Raw genomic sequence first — 25,616 nt, 5'->3', positions numbered from 1 at the left:
GGGTAAAATCCCGGGGCAGTCAAATATGTACCAGCCTGTAACAATGATTAACTGGTATGACGCCGTTGTATGGTGCAATGCCTGTTCAGAAAAAGAAGGCCTTATTCCCTGCTATGTTTACGAAGAAGGTGGGGAAGAAATTGTTTTAAGGGATTCAGGAGATACGGCAACTATTGATTTGTGTTCCTGCTGCTGGAAGTCCGGTGGTTACAGGCTTCCTTCCGAAGCTGAATGGGAATATGCTGCCCGCAGAACTAAAGACGGCTTTGCTTCCGGTGCAGATGTAAGCGGTCAGAATGAAGATGCTGTATGGTCTTATCTTAATTCTACAAAGAGCCATATTGTTGGTACCGGGGGAACTCCTTTTAGGGAAGATGCTCCTCCTGCTCCATGCAGCGGTCTTACAAACGAAGCCGGTCTTTATGATATGACAGGCAATATGATTGAATTTTGCTGGGACTGGTTTGCAGATTACCCTGAGGCAAAGGAATATACAGAATACTATGGTCCTGAAATCGGTTCAGGCAGGGTAATGAGGGGTGCCAGCTGGAATGAATATACAATGTTCCTTGGCAGCGGAGACAGGTACGCCTTTGATCCTAATGAAGCTTACGATTATTTTGGTTTAAGACTGGTAAAAAGCAAATAGGGTAAATACTTAAAAAACGTAAAAAAAAAGCGGGAAGGCCTCCGGGGTTTATTTTTTTTTTATGAATAGTCAATTACCCGAAAACCTTCCCTAATAACTGTTGGTTCAAACATTCCAGCAGTAGGAGGAGCTTATATTGCTATAAACTCTTCAATACACAATTAGTTACAGTCCATCGGTCATTATTTTTTTCAACCTCAAGAACTGCATATTTGCCGTCTGTAAGGGCGCCAGGATTTACAATAGTTGTATTTCCTGCCTTGCTTATGCCGGCGCTTTCGTGAATGTGTCCTGTGATTACTGCAAGAGGCTGGTAATCATCAATAAACTGTCTCAGCAAAGGTGAACCTACGTGTACATCTGCTGCGACTTTATCACATTCAGTGTCTTTAGGAGGGTTGTGCATTATGGCAATAAGGTTATTCCATTCTGCTTTACCCTGCTTAGTTATTATATCAAAATCAGAAACAAGTTCTTCATCTGATCTTTCGTTTGGTGTATCACCGGTAAACTTGCTTCCACCACCGCTTCCTGCAAAACACAAACCTTCGTGATTTACAAGAGTTTTTTCTACGCTGATATCAGCTGCTTCTATCTGACTTAAGAAATCAGGTTCGTCGCAGTTCCCAATAACACTATATATAATGTCGTGCTTTTTGCAAAGTTTTTCAAGTGCCGGAGCCCCTGTTTCTGGAAATTTAAATTTAGTAAAATCTCCTGCAAAAAGAACAGCATCTGCTTCCTTGAATTGTACATCCATTTTATCAAGAATTTCAAGGTTTCCGTGAAGATCGCTGATGACTAAAAATTTCATTTACTGTTCCCCGCTTTCTATAAATCTTTCATGGCTTCTTTTAAGGAATCCATCTGTTCTTTTGTTCCGATAGAAATACGTACAAACTCTTCAATCCCTGGGGTAGAAAAGTGTCTTATAAGTATACCTGCTTTTTTTACTGTCTGGTAGACTTTTTCGCCTTCAAGTCCATCTTTTTTTGCAAAGATAAAGTTTGTCTGAGAATCAATTACAAACCAGCCTCTTGCCCTTAAAAATTCTGTCATGGACTGACGTTCTTCTTTTACCCTGCAGGCATTTTCTGCATAGTAAGACCAGTTTTTGCAGGAAGCAATACCTGCTGTCTGGGTAAGAAAGTCTACAGGAAAATGATTGAATGAATTTTTAACGGTAAATACTGACTGTATAAGTTCAGGATTAGCAATTATATATCCAAGTCTCTGGCCTGCAAAACTTAAGGATTTTGAAAAAGTCCTTACAATAACCAGATTCTTAAATTCAGCAAGAAGAGGAATACAGCTTTCTTCTCCAAAGTCACAGTATGCTTCATCAACAATAAAGGCCTTGTCTTTTGGACAGCGTCTTATCATTGCAGCAACTTCATCCCGGCTAAGGGCTATTCCTGTTGGTGCATTAGGATTGGCAAATATTGTAGCACTGTCACTGGTATTGGCGTCAGCAATCATTTTTTCTGTATCAAGGGACCAGTTACTTTTTAAGGGTACCCTGTCCATTGGAATTCCATAGTAACCGCAGTAAACAGGATAAAAACTGTATGTATGTTCTGGAAGAACTATAGGTCTGTCAGAATCAAAGAAGGTATAAAATACAAAACTTAAAACTTCATCACTTCCGTTTCCGCAGAAAATCATGTCAGGTGTTACTGTAAAAGGAATCCTGGCATTTTTATTTGAAAGAACACCGCCTGACTGATTTATCATATCAGCAATTGCTGCCCTTAATTCATTTGCATCCGGGTCAGGGTAAAGTCCCATTTTTTCTGGCTGAGACTTAACTGCGGCTGCAACAGCTTCTCCTACTTCTTTTGCAGGAGGATAAGGATTTTCATTTGCATTAAGTTTAATGTAAACCCTGTCTTTTGGCTGTTCACCTGGAACATAAGGATGTAAATTGTCTAGTCTTTTTGCCAGCATCTTTTTCTCCGATTGCCCCTATTTTATTGACTTCTTTGATTTGTGTAAATGTATTGTTTCTACAATTGTAAAGAAAAGCGCATTTCATTAAAATGTACGGCATGAAAACTTCACAGATTCCATTTAGAACTCTGCGGGAAGCACCTGCAGAAGCTATTATTTCAAGCCATCAGCTTATGATGAGAGCTGATTTGATTCGTAAACTTGGTAACGGACTTTATACTTACATGCCTCTTGGTCTTAAGGCTTACCGTAAAGTAGAAAACATTATAAAAGAAGAACTTAATAAAAGTGGTGCCCTTGAATTTAAACCTACAGTAGTAGTTCCTGGAGAAATCTGGAAGGAAAGCGGCCGCTGGGAAACAATGGGTCCTCAGATGCTTAAGGCAAAGAACCGTGGTGACCAGGATATGGTTGTTTCTCCTACAGCAGAAGAAGCTTACACTGCAATCTGTCGTGCAGGCCTTACATCTTACAAGCAGCTGCCTATTAACATGTATCAGATAAATACAAAATACCGTGACGAAATCCGTCCCCGCTATGGTGTTATGAGAGGCCGTGAATTTAACATGATGGACGGCTATACCCTTAATGCAAATGATGAATCCCTGGACGAAAGCTATCAGGCTTATGCTAAGGCATATCACAGAATCTTTAAGCGTCTTGGCCTTAAGGTAATTCCTGTTAAGGCAGACACAGGTGCTATGGGTGGCAGCGGTTCAGAAGAATTCATGGTAGAAAGCTCAATTGGTGATGATACCCTTATTCTCTGTCCTAAGTGCGGTTATGCAGCTAACGTAGAAAAGGCTTCATGTAAAGCTGATCCTGCTCTTGATGACAATGGCAAGCCACAGGTAAAAACAGATCTTCCTTTTGAAGAAGTTGCTACTCCTGGAGTTTTCAGTATTGAAGATATGGAAAAATTCTTTTCTACAACTTCAAAACGTTTTGTAAAGGCTCTTATTTACCGCGTAATTAATTCTTCCCTTGACCTTACAGGAACTGCCGGAGCAGATAAGCTTAAGAAGGTAAAGGAAGGTGATTTTGAATTCTATCCTGTAAGTTATGTTTGCGTTCTTATTCGTGGTGATCTTGATGTAAACGAAGCAAAGCTTGCCGGACTTCTTAAAGCCAGTGAAGTTTGTCTTGCAGAAGATGAAGAAGTTCTTGCCATGAGCGGTGCTCCTCACGGATTTGTTGGTCCTGTTAAGCTTAACTGTCCTATTGTTCAGGATCTCAGCGTAAACGACATGCATGATGCCTTTGCCGGTGCCGGAAAAGAAGGTTTCCATATTAAGCATGTTGAACCGGGCCGTGATTTTGCTTTCTGGAAGAATGCTGATGTTCGTACAGTAAAGGCCGGAGATAAGTGCTGCTGTGACGGATGTGACGGAGAATACTACACAACAAAGGGTAACGAGCTTGGACATATCTTTAAGCTTGGAAAAAAATATACTCAGAGCATGGGTGTTACTTACCTTGATGAAAACGGAAAGGCAGCTGTTCCTACAATGGGCTGCTATGGTATTGGTGTAGATCGTGTTCTTGCTTCCATTATTGAATGTTTCCATGATGACAGGGGAATTATGTGGCCGATGAGTGTTGCTCCATTCCAGGTTGCTATTGTTCCTATTAAATACAAGGACGGAATGAAAGAAGCTGCAGACCGTCTTTACAAGGAACTTTCTGATGCAGGAATTGAAGTTCTTCTTGATGACCGTGATGAACGTCCTGGCGTTAAGTTTAACGATATGGACCTTATGGGATATCCTGTACGTATCACTGTTGGAGACAAGAATCTTCCTAATGTAGAAGTAAAAGTTCGTAACCAGGAAGAAGCCAGTCTTGTTCCATTAGAAGAAGCAGCTTCAAAAGTTGCAGAAATGGTTCGTTCGGCTTTTGCTGAACTTAACGCATAAATCTTTTATAAAGAGTGGTGTCCTATATGAAGTTTAAAAAAGTTTTAATGACAGCCCTTGTGTTTTTTGCAGGCCTGTCAGCTTTTTCTTTACCTGGTCTTGTATCTCCTCTTGCGGATACAAGCGGTGAATATATTTACTACGAAGATAAGACATTTAACCGTCAGAGCATCATCGGGTTTTTATATTACAGTGAATCTTCCTATGCAATCAGGTATTATTCCGCTGCAACAGATAAGGAAGCAGAAAAAGACATCACTCTTTATATAGGTGTAAATGCAGAAAATCCTGTACTTGAACTTACAGGAGAAACTTTTACAGGTGCAGGTCCTGATGATGCAGATCTTGTTAATTACCTTAGGGACCTTTTTTATGATTTTACTGCCCAGCGTAAAAGGGTAATACTTGAAGGTTACGAGCCTGTAAAAAATAATGCAGAAGCTGCCCAGTTTGGTGGCAATGTAGTTTTTACTTTTAACGCTTATGTGCCATTGTTTAATATAGAGGCTGTTAATTCAGCTGATGGAAGCTATGTTTTTAAGCTGCAGACAGTTGGTCTTTTAACTTCTTCTACAGATCAGAGTTTTTCTTCTTATAAGGGAATTTCCGGGCTGCCAGATGATTCAGAAAGGGACAGCACAATAGAGAAGGGTAAAAAGAGTGTTATTGAATTTGACGGCCATGAGCTTACCATAGACGACTGCTGGGTTAAATCAATGGAAAACCTCTGGACCCTTAAAGAATCCAGTCTTCTTATTGTTTCTAAGGGAGAAGTTCCTGAAGGAGTAAAGGCAGAAGACTACATGCATTTTTTAAGACGCCGCCTTCTTGAAGGTACATCCATGAGTTATTCCCTCTGGCAGCATAAAAAAGTAGAAGAGAAAGGTAACAGTCTTTATATCACCTGTGTTTATTACCAGCCTCTGGTAGAAAACCGCCTTCGTACCCTGGAAATAGTAACCTTAAACAAGGACAATACAATTCACTTTGTAAATCTTACAGTTTATGATTATGTTTACCAGCTGAATAAAAAGTATTTTGATAAAATCATAAAGTCTTATAAATAGGATTGAAGGCAGTCAGAATTAAAGGCTGCCAGACAGGTAAAAGTTCCGGCTTACTTTTTTGACTTAATTGCATAAAAAGTTGGGCCGGATTTTTTATTTTAAATTATCAGATATCTTTTAGAAAGAATTGCGGCTTAATGGAGAACCAATATAGCATGAGCTTTCACTGTTAACAAACTGTCTCTTTTCTCCTTCTATAAGGAATTGAACGCTGTTAACGGTGGAGAAGGCTGTTGCAGTATAAACTATCTGCTGAAGCTGACATCTTATTCCTTCAATACCATACTGGTTAAACTCAAACTCTTCACTAAAGTTAAGGACTGCTACACCGTTAGAAATGCTTAAGCCCAGAAGTCTTGTTCCATTAGAAATAAAGGACTGGCACTGGCTGTTTTCTTCTGCTGCTGTAGGGCCGGCAAGAAGGGCATTGATTGCATCTTTAAGGGGGCTGTCCTTGCTTACTTTTCTTGTTACCTGCTTGCGGAGTATTGTTCCGTTGCTGGAAACTGTCATAAAGCAAAGCTGGGTGTTAATTGTTGAAGTCTTTTTTTCTGCAGTAGAAGTCTGCTTTTTGCTGTCATTTTTAGCAGGACTATTCTTCTCTGAAGATTTGTTTTCTGCATTATCAGCAGAGCTTTCTTTATTCTGACTCTGGTCTTTTTTTGTCTGATCCTGAGTCTTTTCTTCCTGGGCTTTATTTTCTTTTTCATCGGAAGCTTCTTTTGTTTCTGCAGCACTTTCTTCTTTTTCTGATGAAGTATTTTTGTTTTCTGCTGCATTGTCGTGAAGGTCTATATGCACTGTCTCTGCTTCTGCCACCTGATTATCTGTTTCCAGACTTTCTGGAGGAAGAACTTCCGGTTCCTGCAGGGCAATGCTTTCTTTTGCTTCGCTGATATTCTTTTTGATTTTAGGACTATAAACAATAAAAACTATTAAAAGGAAAAGAGAAATTACAATCCAGACTGCGAGTGAGGCACCTGTATTCTTTTTTTTTCGTTTGTCATCATTTTTCATGGCAGGTTCCGTTTAAAAATACAGTATCTTCTTCCGTCAGGATTCGAACCCGAACTAAAAGCACCAAAAGCTCGTGTGCTACCATTACACTACGGAAGAATGCAAGAACTAATATATAAGAAAAGAGAAATTTCTTCAATATTTCTTTTATTTTAGTTGCACCATGGCAAGTTAATTGGGTATTTTTTAAAGTAACTATGTTTAAAGGGGTATCATCTGTCTGCAGCTCTGTTATCCCTGTATCTTTATGTTAAGGGGATTTACATGACGGATTACGAAATGTATTTGAGGAATCTAAGCAGGCGTTTTCAGCAGAAAATAAAAACACCTAAGTTTATATTTATTCTTGCTGCAATAATTTTTGTCCTGGTAACAGTTTTTTCTACAATCTTTGTTGTAGACGAAACGGAGCAGGCTGTAATTACAAGACTTGGAAGTTACAAAACTACTTTAGGTCCGGGGCTTCATTATAAGCTTCCTTTTGGTCTGGAAAAAAAATATATAGTTCCAGGGGCAAAGGTTGTACAGACAGAGCAGTTTGGTTTTAAAACAACAAAAAGTGGTGTGGTAAATACCTATCAGAATAATATCAGCTCTGAATCAACCATGCTTACCGGAGACCTTAACATTGTAGACGTTGAATGGATTATCCAGTACAGAATCGTTGACCCGGTAGCCTGGCTTTTTACTGTAGAAGAAAAGGAGCAGACAATCCGTGATATAAGCCGCAGCGTTATTAATACTCTTGTAGGCGACAGGGCAATCCTTAACATTATGGGTAGTGAACGTTCCAATATAGAAAGTCTTGCCATGACTATGATGAATGAACAGTTTAAGCAGCTGGGAATGGGAATTAATATAATTGCAGTAAAGCTTCAGAATATTGTTCCGCCGGCAGGTGTTCAGTCAGCCTTTGAAGATGTAAATAAAGCAATTCAGGATATGAATCGTTTTATCAATGAAGGTAAGGAAAAGTACAATGCAGAAATTCCAAAGGCAAAGGGTGAAGCAGAAAGACAGATTCAGGTTGCCGACGGTTATGCTGCAGAAAGGGTAAACCGTGCTAAAGGTGATGTGGCCCGCTTTAATTCAGTTTATGACGAATACGTAAAGGCTCCTTCCGTTACAAGGGAACGTCTTTACCTTGAAGCTATGGAAGAAATTTTCAATGCAGGCAAGGATCCTGTTCTTGTTGATAAGAATCTTGAAAACGTAATTCCTTTTAAGAATCTGGGGGAGTAAGTTATGAAGGCAGAAAATAAAAAATATGTAGTTCTTACCTGTATTGCACTTGCAGCACTTTTTCTTGCAGCAGCAGGTCCTTTTTATGTTGTAGAAGAAGGTTCCCAGGCAGTTATTACCCGCTTTGGAGAAGTCGTTGGTTCCCGCACAAAGGCAGGTCTTTATTTAAAGGCTCCTTTTATTGATTCAGTAACTGTATATCCAAGAAGAATACTTTCTCTTGATGGAGACAATTCCCGTATTCCTACAAAAGAAAATCAGTTTATAGTTGTTGATACAACAAGCCGCTGGAGAATTCAGGACCCTGAACTTTTTTATGCAGCATTTAAAACCCTGGATGCAGCTTACACAAAACTCAGTGACATAATTGATTCTTCTACAAGAACAATTATTACCCGTAACCGTTTAAGCGAAATCGTACGTTCCAGTAACATAATCAATGACTCAAGTGATCAGCAGACAGAAATTGCTCTGGTAGATGGAGAAGATTCAGCAGAAATTGAATCCCTTATCAGTGCTGATTATGAAAACGAAAGTGTTACTAAGGGAAGAAAAGCCCTTTGTGAAGAAATGGCAGAAGAAGCCCGCAAGATGGTTGGTGAATACGGTATTGAACTTATTGATATTGTTCCCCGTCAGATAAAATACTCTGATGAACTTACAGCAAGTGTTTACAACAGAATGATTAAGGAACGTAATCAGTTTGCCCAGGCCTACCGCTCTATTGGTGAATCCCGTAAGACCCGTCTTTTAGGCAAGCTTGAAAACGAAAAGCGCACTATAGAATCAGAAGCATACCGCATTAGTGAAGAGACTAAGGGTAAGGCTGATGCAGAGGCTGCTGCAATTTACAACAAGGCTTATTCAAAGGATACCCGCTTTTACGAATTCTGGAAGAGTCTTGAGTCTTACAAAAAGACTATGGGAAAATTTGATTCTACTTATTCAACTGACATGGATTACTTTAAGTATCTTTATAATTCAGAAGGCAGGTAATAAATGAACACACTCCTTTTTTTTAGAAATGGAAAATTATTTTTTAATACAAGTTTATCTTCAGCAGCTTTTGCCCGTGCCAGGTTTGCAGAACATCTGGATGAAAAAGGTTTTCTTTCTTCTGAAGAAAATGGGGTGTGGAAATTTACTCCCTTTACTTTTACAGAAACGGAAGAAGAAAATGATTTGATTTATCTTACGGCCCCTGGCTTTGATGGACAGACTCTTGCTTCTTTTGTAGATGGAGAAGATAAAAATAAAGCTGTCTATGCCATGGCTTTAACTGTAAAAATTCTGGAACAGGCTTTAATTCAGAATGTAAAACTGGATGCAGTTGGTGCCGGAGGAATATTCTTTAGCTCTGATTTTAAGAAAGTTCTTTTTATACCAAAACTCTTTTTTAAAACCTCCCTTAATGTTCTGGGCAGCAGGGAATATACTTTAAATCAGGGCCTTTACGTTAATCCTGGCCTTAAGGGAGAGAATGCCATCCGCTACATGCAGTCTGCTTTAAGTTACAGGCTTCTTGCAGGCAGGTTTCCTTATGAAGCAGACAGTTACGAAATGCAGGAAGAAGATTTTAGGGACAGGAATTTTATTCCCCTTAAGAATCTGGTTTACGGATTAAAGAAAACCCTTGCTGATTTTGTAGACGGAGGACTTTTACAGAATCCTCTTGCTAAGGAAGAATTAAAATCCTTTGCAGCAAAACAATTCCCTCTGGAAACTTTGTATCTTGAATGTGGTCTTGAACAGGATGGCTCCATTCCTTCCGAAGGAAAACTTAAAGATGTAAAAAGACATTCATCTGTTTCTGAAGAAGAATTCAACAGACAGAGGGAAAAGGTAATAGAAAAAAAGCAAAGCATGGTAGATAAACGCCGCTGGTTAAGAAGACATCGTACTATATTAAAAATAGCAGCCGCTGCAGTATTAATTCTTGGCGTGCTTTCCTTTACATATTATTCAAGCTGGACAAAAAAGCCTTCTACAAAAGGTTTGACTTCCCTTGAGGTTGTAAGGGCTTATTACACCGGGGTAAATAACCTTGATTCTGATGTGACAAAATACACTTCTGATGGTGATTCCATGAGGGAGAGGGATAAGGTTATCAGCAACATCTATGCATCCGTAAAGCAGCTGGTAGGTATGGATATTAACCGGGAAGCTCAGACTCCTGCAAAGTGGCTTAACTATAATCAGCTGTCCTTTAGGATTTTTGGGCTTACTAATTTTACAGTTGATGGTAAGGCAGAAGAACTTTATTACTATGCTCCTGCAAGAAAGGACAAAAAAGCTGCCCTTCTGGAAGAAAATGGAAAGAGACTTTCTGATTCAGATAAGGCTTCATATAGGGTTTCTTATTATCTTGTAAACAATGCCCTTTCTCCTGAACTTTGTATAGAAAAGTATCTGGATACTGTAAGCCTTGAATATAAGAAAGACCGCTGGCTTGTAACAAAAATTGAAAGTGTAAGGGAAGAAAGTTCTCTTGCTACAGAAGATTTTGTCAGGGATTATCAGGCTGCCCTTAAAGATAATGAGGATGATTTAAGTAAGGCTGCAGAAGCTTTAAGGCAGAAGTATGACTTTATTCCTACAGAAGCGGAACTTGCTCAGGCGGCCATTCTTATTGCAGGCTCTCATCTGAAATAAAGGGTTTGGTAACTTCATAAAAGAGAGGGGCTTTTGCACTTATATGCCAGCCCCCGTTATAAAAGCCGTTTTTGTTTGCAGTGGGACTTACAAAAATTACTTTAAGGGGATTATCCGTATCGTAGATAAATTCATTTGAAGTCCATTCATTTTTGTTTGAAGTCTTAAAGAAGGTATGCTGGTCTTTTGGAGTTGATACTGTAATTTTGTATTTTCCTTTTTGAAGGTGCAGGTGGGCGGCCATTCCTCCGCTAAGGTAGTAGCTTTTCTGATATTCATAAAGGACAGATATTCTTCCAGGAACAAAGAGGCTTTCAAAGTCAGTGCGGCGGCTTTTTCCTTTATTAACCATAGTCATGGAAACCCATTCATATTTAGCAGATATTTTTGTATGGCTTACATCTTCTGAACTTTCTGCATCTTCTATTTTTATAAAACAGCGTACATCATTTAATCCTTCTGAATTGTCGGGCCTGTATATTATAAGTTCCCAGGGATTATGCTGAACCTTTCTGTCTTCTTCAAAGGGCTTTGGTATTTTTTGTCCCCATGAGAATGAAGTAAAAACTAAAAAAGCTGCTGTCAGTATAAGTTTTTTCATCGTTCTAATTATAAACCCAATTAAAAATTTATGATATTATCCTTCCCATGACTGAAGAAGAAAAAATAATAAAAAAACGCATTAAGGAACAGAAGGTAGTTCACCTTATGATTAAGCTTTACTGTCATAAAAAACACGGAAGCTTAAAGAATGAGCTTTGTCCTGAATGCAGGACCCTGGATGAATATGCAGCCCAGAGAAGTCAGCATTGTCCCTTTATGAAGACAAAGACCTTCTGTTCAAACTGCAAGGTCCACTGTTATAAGCCGGAGATGAGGGAGAAAATCCGCCTTGTTATGAGGTTTTCCGGACCAAGGATGATTTACTGCCATCCTCTCCTTGCTGTATGGCACTTAATTACCAGTGGTTTACCGAAAAATACAGGACGAAAATAAAAAAAACCTTGAAATATCCTTGAATTACCTATAAAATAAAGTTTATTAGGAGTTAAAAAAGTGGCTTGTTTTACAGTTCCCCTGGCAGAGGGATTAATAATTTCTGCGGTCAGACATTTCTACCTTAAGAAGTCTGCTGCCTCTGATAAAGAGACGGTTCCGGACTCAAGGATTACTTTTGTAAGGGATAGAATTCCAGTTTTACAGAAAATGCTTTTTGGGGGAAGTTTTCTTCTTGCAATAGAGCATGTATATCACGGTGAAGTTGTTTTTTATCCTCCTTTTTTGACAGCTATGAAAACCTTTTCAGAGACAAAAGAGATGCTTTTTGAAATGGCAACAGCTGGTACGGCCATGGCTTTACTTACAACTGCTGTATGGGCAGCAGGAACAGCTATTCAGGCTCTTCTTAAAAAGACACATTTTACAAAAATAAATTCCATTGAGATTCCGGAGGCAGGAGTATGACATTTATTATTACAGTTTCAATAGCAGTAATCTTTTCAATTCTTTATCTTACAATTGGAAGGAAGGGCCGTTTTGCCATTACTTTTTCTACATGCAGCCTTATGTTCTGGTCAGCAGCAATTATGTGGTCAGTTGACGGCCTTAATTCTGTAATTAACGGTGGTTCCTTCCTTGATCTTTCTCAGGAAGACCTTTATCTGGGTATAATTATTGCAGTAGCAGGGGTTTTACTCTTTCTTATTTCCATGTTGATTGAAGTATGTCGTTCAAATCGCTATAATGCCATCTATGAGTGAAAATAATCTTTGTCCATGTGGTTCCGGTAAAACCTATGCTGAATGCTGTGAACCAATTATTAAAGGAACCGTAAAGGCTCCAACAGCTGAAGCTTTGATGCGTGCCCGCTACACATCTTATGTTGTTCATGAAATTGACTTTATCATCAACACTTGTGAAACTGGTGATAAAATTGCAGAAATAGACCGTAAGGCAACTGAAGACTGGAGCAATAAGAGTACATGGCACGGCCTTAAGATTCTTAGTACACAGAAAGGTCTTGAAGGTGATGATGAAGGTATCGTTGAGTTTGAGGCAACTTATACTCAGAAGGGTATCCGTGATGTACATCATGAAATTGCCGGTTTTAAGAAAGTAAACGGTGAATGGCTTTACAGCGAAGGTATGCTTCGTCCTACAACTGTTGTTCGTGAAGGAAGAAAAGTTGGTAGAAACGAACCATGTCCTTGTGGAAGCGGAAAAAAATACAAGAACTGCTGCGGTAAAAATCAGTAATTAAAGGTTTTAGCAGACAGTTAAAAATAACTGCCGTATTTTATTAATAGAGGACGGCAGCTTTTTAAGGATACGGTCATTCTATATGACCGTATTTTTTTGCAATTATTGTTTTTAAGGAAGAGATATATGGCTAAAAATATTTATACTGGCTTTCATGCTGTAGAAGAAAGGGTAAGGCGTTTTGCTTCAGAAAAGAATCCTCTTTCTACACTTAAGATTTACTGCTCTAAACCTGGCCCAAGGGTAAAAAAGATTATAGCCCTTGCAAAGGAAGCTGGTATAGAAGTAATTGATTCTGATGGAAAAACTCTTGATGAGCTTACAGCATCTCTTCCGGAAAGAGAAAAGGACCACAGGGGAATTGTTCTTATTGCTGATGGAGAAAAAGAAAAATCCAGCAATTCAGTTAACCTGGATCAGTGGATAACTTCCTGTCCGGAAAAGGCCACTGTTATTATTCTGGACAGCGTTACAGATCCTCATAATATAGGTGCTATTCTCCGTTCCTGTGATCAGTTTGGCGCAGATCTTCTTGTAACAGGAGAACGTAACAGTACTTCCAATATTCTTGAAAATGATATTATTGCCAGGTCCAGTGCCGGTGCTTCTGCCTGGGTTCCTCTTGCTGTAGAAACAAACCTTAACCGTGCAGTAGAAATCCTTAAAAAGAATGGTTTCTGGGTTTACGGGGCTGATGCCGGAGGAAAATCCCTTAAGGAAATTGAATTTGCTCCAAAGACCTGTATTGTAATGGGCAGTGAGGGCAGCGGAATATCCAGACTTCTTGAAGAAAACTGTGATTCTGTGGTGTCTATTCCTACATGCGGAAAAATAGACAGTCTTAATGTTTCTGTTGCAGCAGGTGTTCTCCTTTACGAACGTCACCGCCAGCAGCTTTAATCTGTCTTTTTGGTTAAATAATTATTAAAATTTTTTTAGATAAATTTTATAAGGGGTGTTATAATTTTTCCGTAAAAAAAACTCTGTTTTACAGGATTTAATTATGAAACTTTCTTTGAAAAATCTTTCTCTCCGTAAGCGTTTTGTTGGTGTTTTTGCAGGGCTTATCATTCTTATAACAACTATGCTTACCTTTATTGCTGTTCGTATTATTAAGCTTACAGTTCAGGCACAGGCTGCTTCTTCCTGTGAATCTATAGTCAAAAAGGCTATTACAAAGTTTGACGGGGACGGCTTTGAGCGTTTTGTCAGTCATATTGATACCACAGATCCTTTCTTTGAAACTACCCGCCTGGCTTTGCTTGAAATTAAGGAAGCTTCCGGATGTGATTATCTTTACACTATGGCAAGAAGGGGTTCTTCTTACTTTTATGTAATTGACGGAAGCTGTGACCCTTCTGATACAGATAACTATTCTGACCCTGGTTCTTCAGAAGACATAAGCAGCTGGGGTGCTGCTCCTGTGGATGCTTATGACAAGGGCGGCCTCTTTACTTCTGATATAGAAAATCAGGACGGCTGGGGCTGGACAATAAGTTCCTATTATCCAATCAGGAATTCAATGGGAAGCGTTGTAGGTATTCTTGGATGTGATTTTGGTGTAAGTAACCTGGTAAATGACATGAATACTCATATCAGGCAGCTTGTTCTTGTAGATATTGTTATTGTTATAATCGGCGGTCTTCTTATATGGCTCTTCTCCAGGGCTATGTTTATGCCTATGAAGGATATTTCCCTCTCCATGGAAAATATTGCTTCCGGTAAGGCTGATCTTACAGAAAGGATTCCTGAAAAGGGTGGAAAGGAACTTGTTGAACTTGCAGGTAACTGTAACAGCGTAATTTCCAGTCTGGGCCAGCTTATTTCAAAGCTTCAGGAGCATAGTTCCGTTCTTTCCCTTACTGGTAATGAGATGTTTGACCGCATGAACCTTAACATAGAAAGCATAAAGTCTTCTTCTGACAGTGTTGGTAATATTGACCAGAAGATTAAGTCTCAGTCTGATAAAGTTCAGGTGATTGCAGAAAGTATTACTTCCGTAGAAAAAGAAATAGACGGCTTAAAGGAAAAACTCAATCATCAGGCATCTGCTATTTCTCAGTCTGCAGAGGCAGCTGATGAGATTTCTAAAAACATTAAGTCTGTTAACGGTGTAGTAGATCAGATTACTTCGGATTATGAACGTCTTGAAGGAGAAGCAGAAGACGGAAAGAAAAATCAGCATACTGTTACGGAGCATGTTGCCCAGATTTCCCAGCAGTCAAAGAACCTTAATGAAGCCAACGCTGCTATTGCCCGTATTGCCAGTCAGACAAACCTTCTTGCCATGAATGCAGCCATAGAAGCCGCTCATGCAGGAGAAGCAGGTAAGGGCTTTGGTGTAGTTGCTGACGAAATCCGTTCCCTTGCAGAGACTTCTTCAAAGCAGTCAAAGCAGATAAAAACCCTTCTTGATGGTGTTACTGAATCAATAAATCAGATAGTTGCTTCTTCTGATATTTCTGCTGTTTCTTTTGAAAATGTAACTAATCGTATTGCCCAGATGTCAGGCCTTATGAAGCAGGTTCAGTCTGCTATGTCTCAGGAAAATGATTCTGTGCAGAATATTCTTTCTACGGCAGACACCCTTAACAGTACAACTGCTTCAATTACAAAGGCTTCTTCCCAGATGCAGGCAGAAAGCGACAGGCTCTTTAACGAAATTGAAGAACTTAAGAGAATTGCAGAACAGACTCATGCTGAATCTGCTGTAGTTTCAGAAAATATGAATGAAATGATGACTACTGCGGAATCTGCAGCTGAGTCTGCTCAGAAAAACCAGCAGGCTACTGGAGCTGTAATAGATATGATTACAGGCTTTAAGGTTTGATTTTAGAAATGCTTTTTTAATCCCAGGCTTGCGGCACTGCACTGAATCTGGGTAAATCCGTTCTGCTGAATTTTCCATCCAAGAAAGAGTTCTATGCCGTCAGCCAGCATTATTCCTGCCTCAAGATTGGATTCTATGATTGAGTCAGAATCGTATTTTGAATTTTTGTCTTCATCAGAAGTAAAATCACTGGCATAAATCCTGTATTCCAGAAGAACTTTTCTGGCTATGAATGATTTAAGGATAAAACCAAATCCCACACCGTCATCTTTAATGTCCCCATATAAATGACTCCACTGAATGAAGAAACTTGCACTGAGGGGATTTGTCTGAAAGAGATAGTATTGTGCTCCCAGATTAAAATATCCGTAAAAGAAGTCTTCATCTGTTTTTTTGAACACCTGATTATCAAAAACTGGACCAAAGAAATGCCATACAGTTCCTTCTAGTCTGGTACAGTTACCGATTGTTTTTGTGTGAGGGTAATAAAATGCAGCTGTTTCGATTGTGTAGCGCCAGGCTTTTCCGTCAGCTTCATTTTTATCAGATGCATATCTTAAGTAATTATCTCCGTCAGCAAAAGGATAGGCATCGTAATAAACAGTGAGATTCTGAAGGAAGAGAAGTTCAAAAATCAGGCTGAAAAGGTCAGATTGAAGGGATTTAGCTTCATCATATTCTGAAGAATAAGACATTTTGTTAAGGCAGGCAGAATTCTGCTGAGAGAAAACTGCCTGCGGAAAATTTATATCCTGTGAATTATTTTTTGTATTTGAAAAACAAAGTGCCGGAGCAACAAGTGTGATTAAAAAAACAAAAAATTTTTTCATATTACAGGGATTCTCCTTCGTCTATTCCCATGCGGATGTTAAGGCACTGAACTGCAGCGCCTGATGCTCCTTTACCAAGATTATCAAACCTTGAAGTAAGCATGATGCGGTCGTCATTGCCGTAAACAAAGATTTCCATGTTGTTTGTTCCTGCAAGGGTATTAGCCGGAATGAACTGTTCTGTAAGAGTGCCTTCTCCCATAAAGCCTGCAACTTTTACAAAGCGGCTGCCTGCATAATGCTCAGACATCATTTCCCATACATCATGGGCGCTTACTTTTTTACCAAGGAGGCGGGCATGCAGACCTACGGTTACAGTCATTCCCTGAAAGTAGTCACATACGTATGGATTAAAAACAGGTTCAAAGTCCAGTCCTGTGATTTTTTTCATTTCAGGAAGGTGTTTGTGAGCCTGAGTAAGGGCATATAAACGTGGTGAATCAAGTTCAGGGTTGCGGTCTTCTGCTTCATAAAGGGCAATGGCTTTTTTACCTGCACCTGAGTAGCCTGATACGGCATGAATTACTACAGGGTAATCTTTAGGAAGAATGCCTGACTTTACAAGAGGATATCCCAGTGAAATAAAGCCGCTGGCATAGCATCCAGGAACTGCGATTCTGTTTGAAGTCTGAATCTTTTCCCTAAAGGATTTATCCAGTTCCGGAAAACCGTAAGCCCAGTCAGGATTAGTTCTGTGGGCAGTAGAAGCATCTATGATTACTGTTTTTGGATTTGTACAAAGCTGTGCACTTTCTATTGCTGCAGCGTCCGGCAGACAAAGGAAGGTGTAGTCTGATGCATTAATCATCTTTGCTTTTTCTACAGGGTCCTTGCGTTTTTCTTCATCAATCTGAAGGATTTCAAGGTCAGATCTTTTTGCAAAACGTTCAAAAATCTTAAGACCTGTAGTTCCTTCTTTTCCGTCAATAAAAACCTTTACAGCCATTTTTATTCCTCAACAAATTTTGTCATTTCTTTGTTGCCTTTGAATTCACCCTTGATAACTTTATCTGTGTGGCTTACGTATCCGATTTCATAAGCTTTCATGTCAGGGATGCCTTTCTTTGAATATTTCTTTGCATTTGTATTGAATGCCTTAAGGATTTTTTCTGCATCTTTTTTGCTTACTGCAAGAACAAAACCAATACCCATGTTGAATGTAGAGAATACATTCTTTGCATCAGCTCCTCTCTTAATAAGTTCGTCAAATATTGCAGGAACTTCCCAGCTGTTTTTTCTGATTACAGAGCAAAGCTGCTTTTTGCCTTCAGGTGCTTTCTGGTACATACGTGGTACGTTTTCGTAGAATCCGCCGCCAGTTACGTGAACCATTCCGTGTACTGAACCAGGGAATTTCTTAAGGATTTCCATAACAGGTTTTACGTAGATGCGGGTTGGTGTAAGGAGGGCGTCTCCAATGCGGGTCTTTTTTCCGTTAAGGGTAATTTCTTCTTCAAAGTTCTTTACCAGTTTGCGGATAAGGGAATAACCGTTTGAGTGAGGTCCTGTAGAAGAAAGTCCGATAAGAACATCTCCTTCCTTTATTTTTTTACCGTCAATAATGTCAGACTTGTCAGCAACTCCAACTCCAAAACCTGCAAGGTCATATTTTCCTTCATCATAGAAGTCAGGCATTTCTGCAGTTTCTCCACCAAGGAGGGCACAACCGGCATCAAGACATCCGTCTGTAACACCCTTTACAAGTTCACCTGCGATTTTTGAATCAAGTTTTCCGCATGCAATGTAATCAAGGAAAAAACTTGTTTTTACGCCTGAGCAGAGAATATCGTTTACGCTCATAGCAACACAATCAATACCTACTGTGTCATATTTCTTAAGTTTGAATGCAATATCAAGTTTGGTTCCAACACCATCAGTACCACTTACCATTACAGGGTTTTTCATTCCCTTTGGAACTGCAAACATTCCGTTAAAAGCACCCAGGTCTGTAAGCTGTCCTGGTATACGGGCACGTTCTGCCTGCTTGCGATACTTGTCTACTGCTTTGTAGCCTTCATTAACATCAACACCTGCTTTTTTGTAGTCGATTGTCTGAGCCATAATTGTTCCTCTCAAATATTTGGATTAATGAATTATAGTAGGATTAAGTAAAGTCGGCAATCGGTCTGTGTTGTCTGACTAAAGAAGATTTTTGAGGCGCTTAAGTACCGGCTGTGAATAATATTTGACAATCATAAATTTCTTGTTTAGGATTTTTTTAAGGGAAGATTTATGGTTAAAAAATGTTTGTTACTGTTGCCTGTATTTCTGATATTTGTTTCATGTGATGATTTTAAATCTGGAGTTTATTTTCATGACTATGAAGAATTCGAATATAATAAAAATGCATGGGTTGAGCCAGCTTCCAGTATGATTGAGTATAATTTTTCGTCAGGTAACGTGGGAGTATTTCAGGGGTTTAAAACAATACGGAGTGGAATAGTTTCTGAATTTACACTTCCGGATGAACTGGAGGAAGAGTATTCGAAAGAAGATTTTCTGGATTTTTGTAGTTATGGAAATATTGTTTTTTATTCTGTAACTGATTTGTACAGCTATATAGAAAATCGGTATGAATATATCAAAGAATACTGTGACAGTGATGCGCGTTATGATATATATGTTGAATATGGTACTGTACGCGGAATAAAATATATAAAGGAATTTACTATAGAATATGAAATAAAAGAAAATTTAATGGTAGACGGAACTTATGGTGTAGAAGTGGTTTCTTATTCGGAATCAGAGTAATCCTGAAGATTCATTCCGTTGTGTTTTTGTTTGCGGGCTGATATAATTTTTTTTATGTTTGAATCAGAAGAATTCCTGACCCGGCAGTTGATTACTTATATCGGAAACAAAAGGTCGCTGCTGACTTTTATTGATTCAGGAATTCAGATTGTCCGGAAGGAACTTGGTAAAGACAAGCTTTCTGTTCTGGATATGTTTTCCGGAAGTGGTATCGTTTCTCGTTATTTAAAAAAATATGCATCAGTTCAGTATGCTAATGATCTGGAAAATTATGCAGCATCTATCAGCCGCTGTTATCTTTCTAATGCAGCTGATGTGGACATGGAGTTGCTGAAAAAACTTCATTCAGATTTAATTGCTTCCTGTCATAGAAAAATAAAGAACTTCCTTTCTGAAGATGAAAATTCCTTTGTAAAAATTCCTGGCTTTATAAGTGAATATTATGCTCCCAAAAATATAGAAGATATTCGTCAGGGAGAGAGATGTTTTTATACTCCCTACAATGCCTGCTATCTTGATGTAATGCGTCAGCTTATAGAAAAAAAAGTTCCCCCTGAACTTAGGGATTATTTTATAGCCCCTCTTCTTTCGGAAGCTTCCATTCATGCAAATACAGGGGGAGTCTTTAAAGGCTTTTATAAAAATTCAGCAACAGGTATTGGAAAATTTGGTGGAACCAAGGCAGATGCTCTGTCCCGTATTAAAGGTAAGATAGAACTGCCTTTTCCTGTATTCAGTTCATTTAAAAGCAAGGTAAAGGTAATGCAGAGTGATGCCAACCTTGCCGCAGAAAATATCAGTCAGACTCTGGACCTTGTTTATATTGATCCTCCTTACAATCAGCATCCTTATGGTTCTAATTATTTTATGCTCAATCTTCTTGCTGATTATAAAAAGCCTGATGAAGAAATGATGAGCCGGGTTTCTGGAATTCCTAAAGACTGGAACCGTTCAGCCTATAATAAAAAAATGAAGGCCAGTGATACTTTTTTTGATCTGGTAAGTAAAGTTAAGGCAAAGTATCTTCTTGTATCCTTTAATAATGAAGGATTTATTTCTGAAGAAGAAATGCTGGAACTTCTTGGTAAGGTTGGAAAGGTTACTGTTCTTGAAGAAAAATATAATGCCTTCAGGGCTTCCCGTAATCTTAGAAAGCGGGCTGTCCATACAAAAGAATATCTGTATGTTGTAAAAAAATATTAAGGAGATGCATTATGAATAATGAAAGATTAAAATTTTTGCCTGTGTCTCCGGAAGATCTTGCAGAGCGTGGAATAAGTGAACCTGATTTTGTTTTTGTAAGTGGTGATGCTTATGTAGATCATGCAAGTTTTGCTGCTGCAATTTTAGGAAGGCTGCTTGAAGCTCACGGATATACTGTTGCTATACTTGCCCAGCCTGACTGGCATACGACTGATGACTTTAAGAAATTCGGCAGGCCTAAGCTGGGCTTTTTAGTTAGTGCCGGAGCCATGGATTCTATGGTCAGCAATTATACTGCAAATAATAAACCCCGTTCAGAAGATGATTATGCCCATGGTGGAGAAAAGGGTCACCGTCCTGACCACGCCCTTCTTGTTTACGTGCAGAAAATCAGGGAAAGCTTTAAGGGCGTTAATGTTGTTATTGGGGGAATCGAAGCCAGCCTTAGAAGAACATCCCACTATGATTACTGGTCCAATACTGTAAAAAAATCAGTGCTGCTGGATTCCAAGGCAGACCTTCTTATTTACGGAATGGGTGAACATGCCATACTGGAGATAGCTGCTCAGTTAAAGGCGGGCAAAACTGCCAGGGAAATCCGGGATGTCCGTGGAACCTGCTGGTATACCGGTAAAGAAAGTGACCTTCCTGAAAAAGATTTTATTATGCTTCCTTCTTATGAAGAGGTAAGTAAAAATACTCCTGAGTGTAAGGAGAACTTTGCACGCAGCTATCTTGTTCAGGAAGAAAATACTGATGCCATTAACGGAAAGGCTCTTATAGAAAAGGCCGATTCAAGATTTGTAGTACAGAATCCTGCATCCCTTCCTTTGACTCAGGAAGAAATGGATTCCCTTTACAAACTTCCATTTATGAGAAAATGGCATCCTGATTATGACGGACCTGCTGCTAACGGTAAGTCCGGTGTTCCTGCCTTAAGTGAAGTCAAATTCAGTCTTACCAGCTGCAGGGGCTGCTATGGTGCCTGTTCCTTTTGTGCCATTACTTTTCATCAGGGCCGCCGCATTCAGTCCAGAAGCCACGAAAGCCTCATAGAAGAAGCTAAGCTTATGACAGAAGATGCAGACTTTAAGGGCTACATACATGACGTTGGAGGTCCTACTGCAAACTTTAGAAAAGATGCCTGTAAGTTTCAAAAGGAAAGGGGAGCCTGCCAGAATAAAGACTGTCTTGGAGTAAATCCCTGTAAGAATGTAGAAGTAAGTCACAAGGATTATGTTGATTTACTGCAAAAGCTCAGGGCTCTTCCTAAAGTAAAGAAGGTATTCATCAGGTCAGGCATCAGGTTTGATTATCTTATGATGGATAAAGACAGGACTTTCTTTTATGAACTTTGCAAGCATCATATTTCCGGTCAGCTTAAGGTTGCTCCGGAACATGTAAGTGATTCTGTCCTTAAACTTATGAGAAAGAGTACTCATAAAGTATATGAAGAATTTTCTGCAGAGTATGCAAGAATAAATAAGGAACTGGGACTTAAACAGTATCTTGTTCCATATTATATTGCGGGGCATCCGGGAGCAGGCTTAAAGGAAGCTCTTGAAACAGCCCTTTATCTTAAAAAGACAGGCTTTGTTCCGGATCAGGTTCAGGATTTTTATCCTACACCAGGAAGTCTTGCAACCTGTATGTATTATACAGGTTTTAATCCCCACGAAAAAAAGGCAGACGGGCATCTTGCAGAAGTTTATGTTGCCAGGGGAGGAAGGGAGCGTCGTTTGCAAAGGGCCCTCCTTCAGTTTAACCGCAGGGAAAACAAGCCTCTGGTTATAGAAGCTTTAAAATCCATAGGAAGAATGGATGCCCTTAAGATTCTTTATTAAGTAGAAGGAAAGTAAATTTTGTGAGATAATAAAACTCACGATTATAAAAACAGGGAGGCATTTATGGCTGATATTTCAAGAAGAATTACAAGAAAGTCTCTGAAGGCAAAGAAAAAGGCTGCCATCCAGACAATAAAAAAACAGGCTAAGGAAAAGATTCAGGAAGTAAAACTTCAGTACGCACAGAATCCTGAACGCAGCAGGCTTAAGGAAGAAGAAGCTGCAGCTAAAAAAGAACTTCGTGCCCAGAAGATGAATGCACAGCTTTCTTACAATGAACATAAATCACGTACCTACAGTCTTGGTGAAGAAATCTTTAGTTCCATTACTCATGGTATTGGAGCAGGTTTAAGTGCCGCTGCAATTGTTTTGCTTGCTATTAAGGCATATTTTTATCAGCCGGAAGGAATTCCTGCTTCTACCTTTATGGCAAGTGTAGTAATTTTTGGTGCATCCCTTTTTATCATGTACCTTATGTCTACTTTGTATCATGCTTTAAGACCGGTAATTGCAAAGAAAGTTTTTTCTATCTTTAATCATGATGCAATTTATATTCTTATAGCCGGAACCTATACTCCTTTTATTTTTGCCCTTTTCCCTCTTAAGGCTGCATTTTCTCTTGCAGGTCTTGTATGGGCTGTCTGCGGAATCCTTATAGTTCTTTATTCTGTATTTGGTTCAAGATTAAGGGCCTTTTCTGTATTTACCTACATTGTTTTTGGCTGGCTGATTTTAAGCGTATTCGTTTATGCACCACACTCCCTTAATGATCTTAGTAAGTATCTTCTTCTTGCCGGCGGTCTTTCTTACAGTGTATGCGGAATCTGTTACATCTTCAGAAGAAGAAAATGGAGCTTAAGCTTCTTCCATCTTTTTGCTTTGTTTGGAAGTATCCTCCATTTCTTTAGCGTATACTTTATGTTCGGCTGATAAAGGTAAATTAATATAATGCAGCGGCTGTGCTGATATGGCGGCTGCATTTTTTTTAGCATTTCAAATATTTAATTACATAACTTGATAAGGAAATAAAAATGGAAAAATCAGATTTGCTTAAACTTCAGAATGGCAGTGATATTCGTGGAGTTGCCCTTGAGGGTGTAGAAGGAGAAAAAGTAAATATTACTCCTCAGGCCTGTCGTAAAATTGGTGCAGCCTTTGCCCTCTGGCTGTCTAAAAAAACAGGTAAGGCCTGTGATCAGTTAAAGATAGGAATTGGAAGGGATTCAAGATTATCCGGACCTGACCTGGAAGAAGCAATTGCTCAGGGACTTTTGTCTCTTGGAGTAAAGGTTGTATCCTGTTCCATGGCAACTACTCCTGCAATGTTTATGAGCATTGTATTTGAAGAAACAAAGTTTGACGGTTCTGTAATGATTACTGCCAGCCATCTTCCCTTTAACAGAAATGGAGTTAAGTTTTTTGATGCTGACGGCGGACTTGAACATGAAGACATTACTGCAATTCTTGAAACTGCAGCTTCTGTTGATGATAAAAAGGCAGAAGGCTTTGCTTTGTCAGACTGCAGTAAATTTAATCTTATAGAACTTTATGCAGCTCATTTAAGAAAGGCAATCTGTAAGGGACTGTCTGCTAAAGAAGAAGATAAGCCTCTTGCAGGACTTAAGATTGTTGTTGATGCAGGAAACGGTGCCGGTGGATTCTTTGCAGAAAAGATTCTTTCTCCTTTAGGCGCCTCTACAGAAGGAAGCCAGTTCTTAAATCCAGACGGAAGCTTTCCTAACCATATTCCAAATCCTGAAAACAAGGCAGCAATGGAATCAATTCAGCAGGCAACTGTAAAGTCCGGTGCTGATCTTGGCCTTATTTTTGATACTGATGTTGACCGCATGAGTGCTGTTTTAAGTGACGGCAGTGAAGTTAACCGTGATGCAATTATTGCCCTTGTAGCAGCCATTCTTGCTCCAGAATATCCTGGCAGCACTATTATTACTGACAGTGTTACTTCTGACAGGCTTACATACTTCCTAGAAGAAGTTCTTGGTCTTAAACATCTCTGCTATATGAGGGGTTATAAGAATGTAATCAATAAGCAGAAGGAACTTAACGCTAAAGGTCAGGTTTGTCCTCTTGCAATGGAAACTTCTGGTCATGGTGCCCTTCTTGAAAACTACTTCCTTGATGACGGAGCCTATCTTGCAGTTAAAATGGTAGTAGCCCTGGCTAAGGCAAAGAAAAGCGGTGCTTCTTTAGGCAGTCTTATAGAAAAACTTCCACCTCTTGTAGAAGAAGGTGAGTACCGCTTTAAGATTAAGGCAGAAGATTTTAAGAGCTACGGAAAAAGTGTACTTGAAGAATTTAAAAAGCGTGCACTTGCAAAGGATTATAATGTTCCTGAAAACTTTGAAGGGGTAAGACTTTTGTTTAAGGGTGAAGATGTAAAGGGATGGATTCTTTTACGCCTGAGTCTCCATGATCCTGTTATGCCTATGAATATTGAAGGCTCAAGAAAGGGTGATCTTGCAAAACTTATAAAAATTGCAGGACAGCTTCTTGAAGGTTTTGATCAGCTGGATACTTCTGTTTTATAAAGTGATTTTTTAAAATAAAAGAGCCTGCCGGATTTTTGTTTAACAAGCAGAAATCCGGCAGGCAATTTTTTTGGTCAATTATATGTGCAGTGTTTTATTATGCATAAATTGGGCGTACTTTAATAACATCCGGGATAGAAGTAAGTGCATTGATTGCATCATCATCAACCTTTCCGTCTGTATCGATAAGGGCGTAAGCGATATCGTTGCGGTTCTGGTCAATCATTCCTGCAATGTTGTATTTTGCGTTACCAAGTACAGAAGTAAACTGAGCAATCATGTTAGGAACGTTTTTGTGTGCGATACAAAGGCGTGTTCCACCAGCAGGGATTTCTGAATCCATCTTGCATTTTGGATAGTTAACGCTGTTTTTGATTGCGCCTGTTTCAAGGAAGTCACGGAGTTCTTTTACAGCCATAACAGCACAGTTGTCTTCTGCTTCTGGAGTAGATGCTCCAAGGTGAGGCATACAGATAACCTTGTCGTTGTTAAGAAGTTCTTCTGCTGCAAAGTCTGTTACCATGCATGCAACTTTTCCTGTCTTAAGGGCTGCAAGAAGGTCTTCGTTGTTTACGAGACCACCGCGGGCAATGTTAATGATGCGTACACCGTCTTTCATGTTCTTGATTGTAGAAGCATTGATAAGACCTTTTGTATCAGGTGTTTCAGGAACGTGTACTGTAAGGTAGTCAGCTTTTGCAAAAAGTGTATCCAGTGTTTCTGCATGCTTTACTTCTGATTTAAGGGACCAGGCTGCATCTACAGAAAGGAATGGGTCGTAACCGATTACATTCATTCCCATTTCAATAGCAGTGTTGGCAACCATTGCACCGATTGCACCAAGACCGATAACGCCA

25 protein-coding genes and 1 tRNA gene are annotated in these 25,616 nt (G+C 39.3%); 17 read left to right on the top strand and 9 right to left on the bottom strand.

Annotation, left to right across the window (positions count from 1 at the left end):
* The coding region (locus K6D58_RS01950) for a formylglycine-generating enzyme family protein (RefSeq protein ID WP_296827009.1) at window positions 1-649 on the top strand (649 nt) is incomplete at its 5' end.
* A 139-nt stretch (window positions 650-788) separates the two neighbouring features.
* Here K6D58_RS01950 and K6D58_RS01945 read toward each other — a convergent pair.
* Window positions 789-1,463: a metallophosphoesterase family protein gene (locus tag K6D58_RS01945; RefSeq protein ID WP_296827007.1), complete on the bottom strand. Its 675-nt coding sequence runs from the start codon at window positions 1,461-1,463 to the stop codon at window positions 789-791.
* A 17-nt stretch (window positions 1,464-1,480) separates the two neighbouring features.
* Window positions 1,481-2,596, bottom strand: a complete 1,116-nt coding sequence (hisC, locus tag K6D58_RS01940) for a histidinol-phosphate transaminase (RefSeq protein WP_296827005.1) — start codon at window positions 2,594-2,596, stop codon at window positions 1,481-1,483.
* Window positions 2,597-2,697: 101 nt separating this feature from the next.
* Here hisC and K6D58_RS01935 point away from each other — a divergent pair, with 101 nt between their 5' ends.
* Window positions 2,698-4,515 (top strand): proline--tRNA ligase, encoded by a 1,818-nt coding sequence (locus K6D58_RS01935; RefSeq protein WP_296827003.1) that lies wholly within the window; start codon window positions 2,698-2,700, stop codon window positions 4,513-4,515.
* A 26-nt stretch (window positions 4,516-4,541) separates the two neighbouring features.
* Window positions 4,542-5,582 carry a DUF7954 domain-containing protein gene (locus K6D58_RS01930; RefSeq protein ID WP_296827001.1) on the top strand — a complete coding sequence of 347 codons (1,041 nt, stop codon included), beginning with the start codon at window positions 4,542-4,544 and terminating at the stop codon, window positions 5,580-5,582.
* 117 nt (window positions 5,583-5,699) lie between these two features.
* Here the strand turns inward: K6D58_RS01930 and K6D58_RS01925 are convergent, their stop codons facing one another.
* On the bottom strand, window positions 5,700-6,599 hold the full coding sequence (locus K6D58_RS01925) for a GerMN domain-containing protein (protein ID WP_296826999.1): 900 nt from the start codon (window positions 6,597-6,599) through the stop codon (window positions 5,700-5,702).
* A 28-nt stretch (window positions 6,600-6,627) separates the two neighbouring features.
* Window positions 6,628-6,698: transfer RNA gene (locus tag K6D58_RS01920), tRNA-Gln, on the bottom strand.
* A 165-nt stretch (window positions 6,699-6,863) separates the two neighbouring features.
* Between K6D58_RS01920 and hflK the strand changes: the two genes are divergently transcribed.
* Genes hflK through K6D58_RS01905 form a run of 3 tightly spaced genes read left to right on the top strand, consistent with a single transcriptional unit; the run spans window position 6,864 to window position 10,493 of the window.
* A complete protein-coding gene (hflK, locus tag K6D58_RS01915; RefSeq protein WP_296826997.1) occupies window positions 6,864-7,841 on the top strand; it encodes an FtsH protease activity modulator HflK in 978 nt (325 codons plus the stop codon).
* 3 nt (window positions 7,842-7,844) lie between these two features.
* Complete coding sequence (gene hflC, locus K6D58_RS01910; protein ID WP_296826996.1) at window positions 7,845-8,837, top strand: protease modulator HflC; 993 nt, start codon at window positions 7,845-7,847, stop codon at window positions 8,835-8,837.
* A gap of 3 nt (window positions 8,838-8,840) precedes the next feature.
* Complete coding sequence (locus tag K6D58_RS01905) at window positions 8,841-10,493, top strand: hypothetical protein (RefSeq protein WP_296826995.1); 1,653 nt, start codon at window positions 8,841-8,843, stop codon at window positions 10,491-10,493.
* Here K6D58_RS01905 and K6D58_RS01900 read toward each other — a convergent pair.
* Complete coding sequence (locus K6D58_RS01900; protein ID WP_296826992.1) at window positions 10,468-11,094, bottom strand: hypothetical protein; 627 nt, start codon at window positions 11,092-11,094, stop codon at window positions 10,468-10,470. The two genes, K6D58_RS01905 and K6D58_RS01900, sit on opposite strands and share 26 nt — an antisense overlap.
* Before the next feature lie 47 nt (window positions 11,095-11,141).
* Between K6D58_RS01900 and K6D58_RS01895 the strand changes: the two genes are divergently transcribed.
* The 6 genes from K6D58_RS01895 (at window position 11,142) to K6D58_RS01870 (ending at window position 15,582) form a co-directional block, all read left to right on the top strand.
* Window positions 11,142-11,489, top strand: a complete 348-nt coding sequence (locus tag K6D58_RS01895; RefSeq protein WP_296826990.1) for a nitrous oxide-stimulated promoter family protein — start codon at window positions 11,142-11,144, stop codon at window positions 11,487-11,489.
* A gap of 60 nt (window positions 11,490-11,549) precedes the next feature.
* Complete coding sequence (locus tag K6D58_RS01890; RefSeq protein ID WP_296826988.1) at window positions 11,550-11,957, top strand: hypothetical protein; 408 nt, start codon at window positions 11,550-11,552, stop codon at window positions 11,955-11,957.
* Window positions 11,954-12,253, top strand: coding sequence for a hypothetical protein (locus tag K6D58_RS01885; protein WP_296826987.1), 300 nt, complete (start codon window positions 11,954-11,956; stop codon window positions 12,251-12,253). Before K6D58_RS01890 ends, K6D58_RS01885 begins: the two co-directional genes overlap by 4 nt.
* Entirely contained in the window at window positions 12,246-12,749 is a 504-nt protein-coding gene (locus K6D58_RS01880) for a YchJ family protein (RefSeq protein WP_296826985.1), read from the top strand. The genes K6D58_RS01885 and K6D58_RS01880 overlap by 8 nt, the downstream gene beginning before the upstream one ends.
* A gap of 129 nt (window positions 12,750-12,878) precedes the next feature.
* Window positions 12,879-13,652 carry a 23S rRNA (guanosine(2251)-2'-O)-methyltransferase RlmB gene (gene rlmB / locus K6D58_RS01875; RefSeq protein WP_296826983.1) on the top strand — a complete coding sequence of 258 codons (774 nt, stop codon included), beginning with the start codon at window positions 12,879-12,881 and terminating at the stop codon, window positions 13,650-13,652.
* 103 nt (window positions 13,653-13,755) lie between these two features.
* On the top strand, window positions 13,756-15,582 hold the full coding sequence (locus tag K6D58_RS01870; protein ID WP_296826982.1) for a methyl-accepting chemotaxis protein: 1,827 nt from the start codon (window positions 13,756-13,758) through the stop codon (window positions 15,580-15,582).
* Between the two features lie 2 nt (window positions 15,583-15,584).
* On the opposite strand, the gene K6D58_RS01865 is transcribed toward K6D58_RS01870, so the two are convergent.
* From K6D58_RS01865 to purM, 3 genes are read right to left on the bottom strand one after another with little or no spacing between them, the layout of a single operon-like run.
* Window positions 15,585-16,412 (bottom strand): hypothetical protein, encoded by an 828-nt coding sequence (locus K6D58_RS01865; protein WP_296826981.1) that lies wholly within the window; start codon window positions 16,410-16,412, stop codon window positions 15,585-15,587.
* Between the two features lies 1 nt (window position 16,413).
* On the bottom strand, window positions 16,414-17,358 hold the full coding sequence (argC, locus tag K6D58_RS01860; RefSeq protein WP_296826979.1) for an N-acetyl-gamma-glutamyl-phosphate reductase: 945 nt from the start codon (window positions 17,356-17,358) through the stop codon (window positions 16,414-16,416).
* 2 nt (window positions 17,359-17,360) lie between these two features.
* Window positions 17,361-18,473, bottom strand: coding sequence for a phosphoribosylformylglycinamidine cyclo-ligase (purM, locus tag K6D58_RS01855; RefSeq protein WP_296826977.1), 1,113 nt, complete (start codon window positions 18,471-18,473; stop codon window positions 17,361-17,363).
* Between the two features lie 171 nt (window positions 18,474-18,644).
* Between purM and K6D58_RS01850 the strand changes: the two genes are divergently transcribed.
* The 5 genes from K6D58_RS01850 to K6D58_RS01830 all read left to right on the top strand — a co-directional run bounded on the left by K6D58_RS01850 (window position 18,645) and on the right by K6D58_RS01830 (window position 24,759).
* Window positions 18,645-19,163, top strand: a complete 519-nt coding sequence (locus K6D58_RS01850; protein ID WP_296826975.1) for a hypothetical protein — start codon at window positions 18,645-18,647, stop codon at window positions 19,161-19,163.
* A 54-nt stretch (window positions 19,164-19,217) separates the two neighbouring features.
* Window positions 19,218-20,366 carry a DNA adenine methylase gene (locus K6D58_RS01845; protein WP_296826973.1) on the top strand — a complete coding sequence of 383 codons (1,149 nt, stop codon included), beginning with the start codon at window positions 19,218-19,220 and terminating at the stop codon, window positions 20,364-20,366.
* Between the two features lie 11 nt (window positions 20,367-20,377).
* Entirely contained in the window at window positions 20,378-22,210 is a 1,833-nt protein-coding gene (locus tag K6D58_RS01840) for a YgiQ family radical SAM protein (protein ID WP_296826971.1), read from the top strand.
* A gap of 63 nt (window positions 22,211-22,273) precedes the next feature.
* Window positions 22,274-23,140, top strand: a complete 867-nt coding sequence (trhA, locus tag K6D58_RS01835; protein ID WP_296826969.1) for a PAQR family membrane homeostasis protein TrhA — start codon at window positions 22,274-22,276, stop codon at window positions 23,138-23,140.
* A gap of 101 nt (window positions 23,141-23,241) precedes the next feature.
* Window positions 23,242-24,759 (top strand): phosphohexomutase domain-containing protein, encoded by a 1,518-nt coding sequence (locus K6D58_RS01830; protein ID WP_296826967.1) that lies wholly within the window; start codon window positions 23,242-23,244, stop codon window positions 24,757-24,759.
* Window positions 24,760-24,856: 97 nt separating this feature from the next.
* Here the strand turns inward: K6D58_RS01830 and K6D58_RS01825 are convergent.
* A partial coding sequence (locus K6D58_RS01825) for a phosphoglycerate dehydrogenase (protein ID WP_296826966.1) occupies window positions 24,857-25,616 on the bottom strand: 760 nt, incomplete at its 5' end.

The organism is Treponema sp., assembly GCF_024696245.1.
Lineage (GTDB): Bacteria > Spirochaetota > Spirochaetia > Treponematales > Treponemataceae > Treponema_D.
Note: the sequence above shows the minus strand (reverse complement) of the source record. Positions and strands in the feature narration are given on the sequence as shown.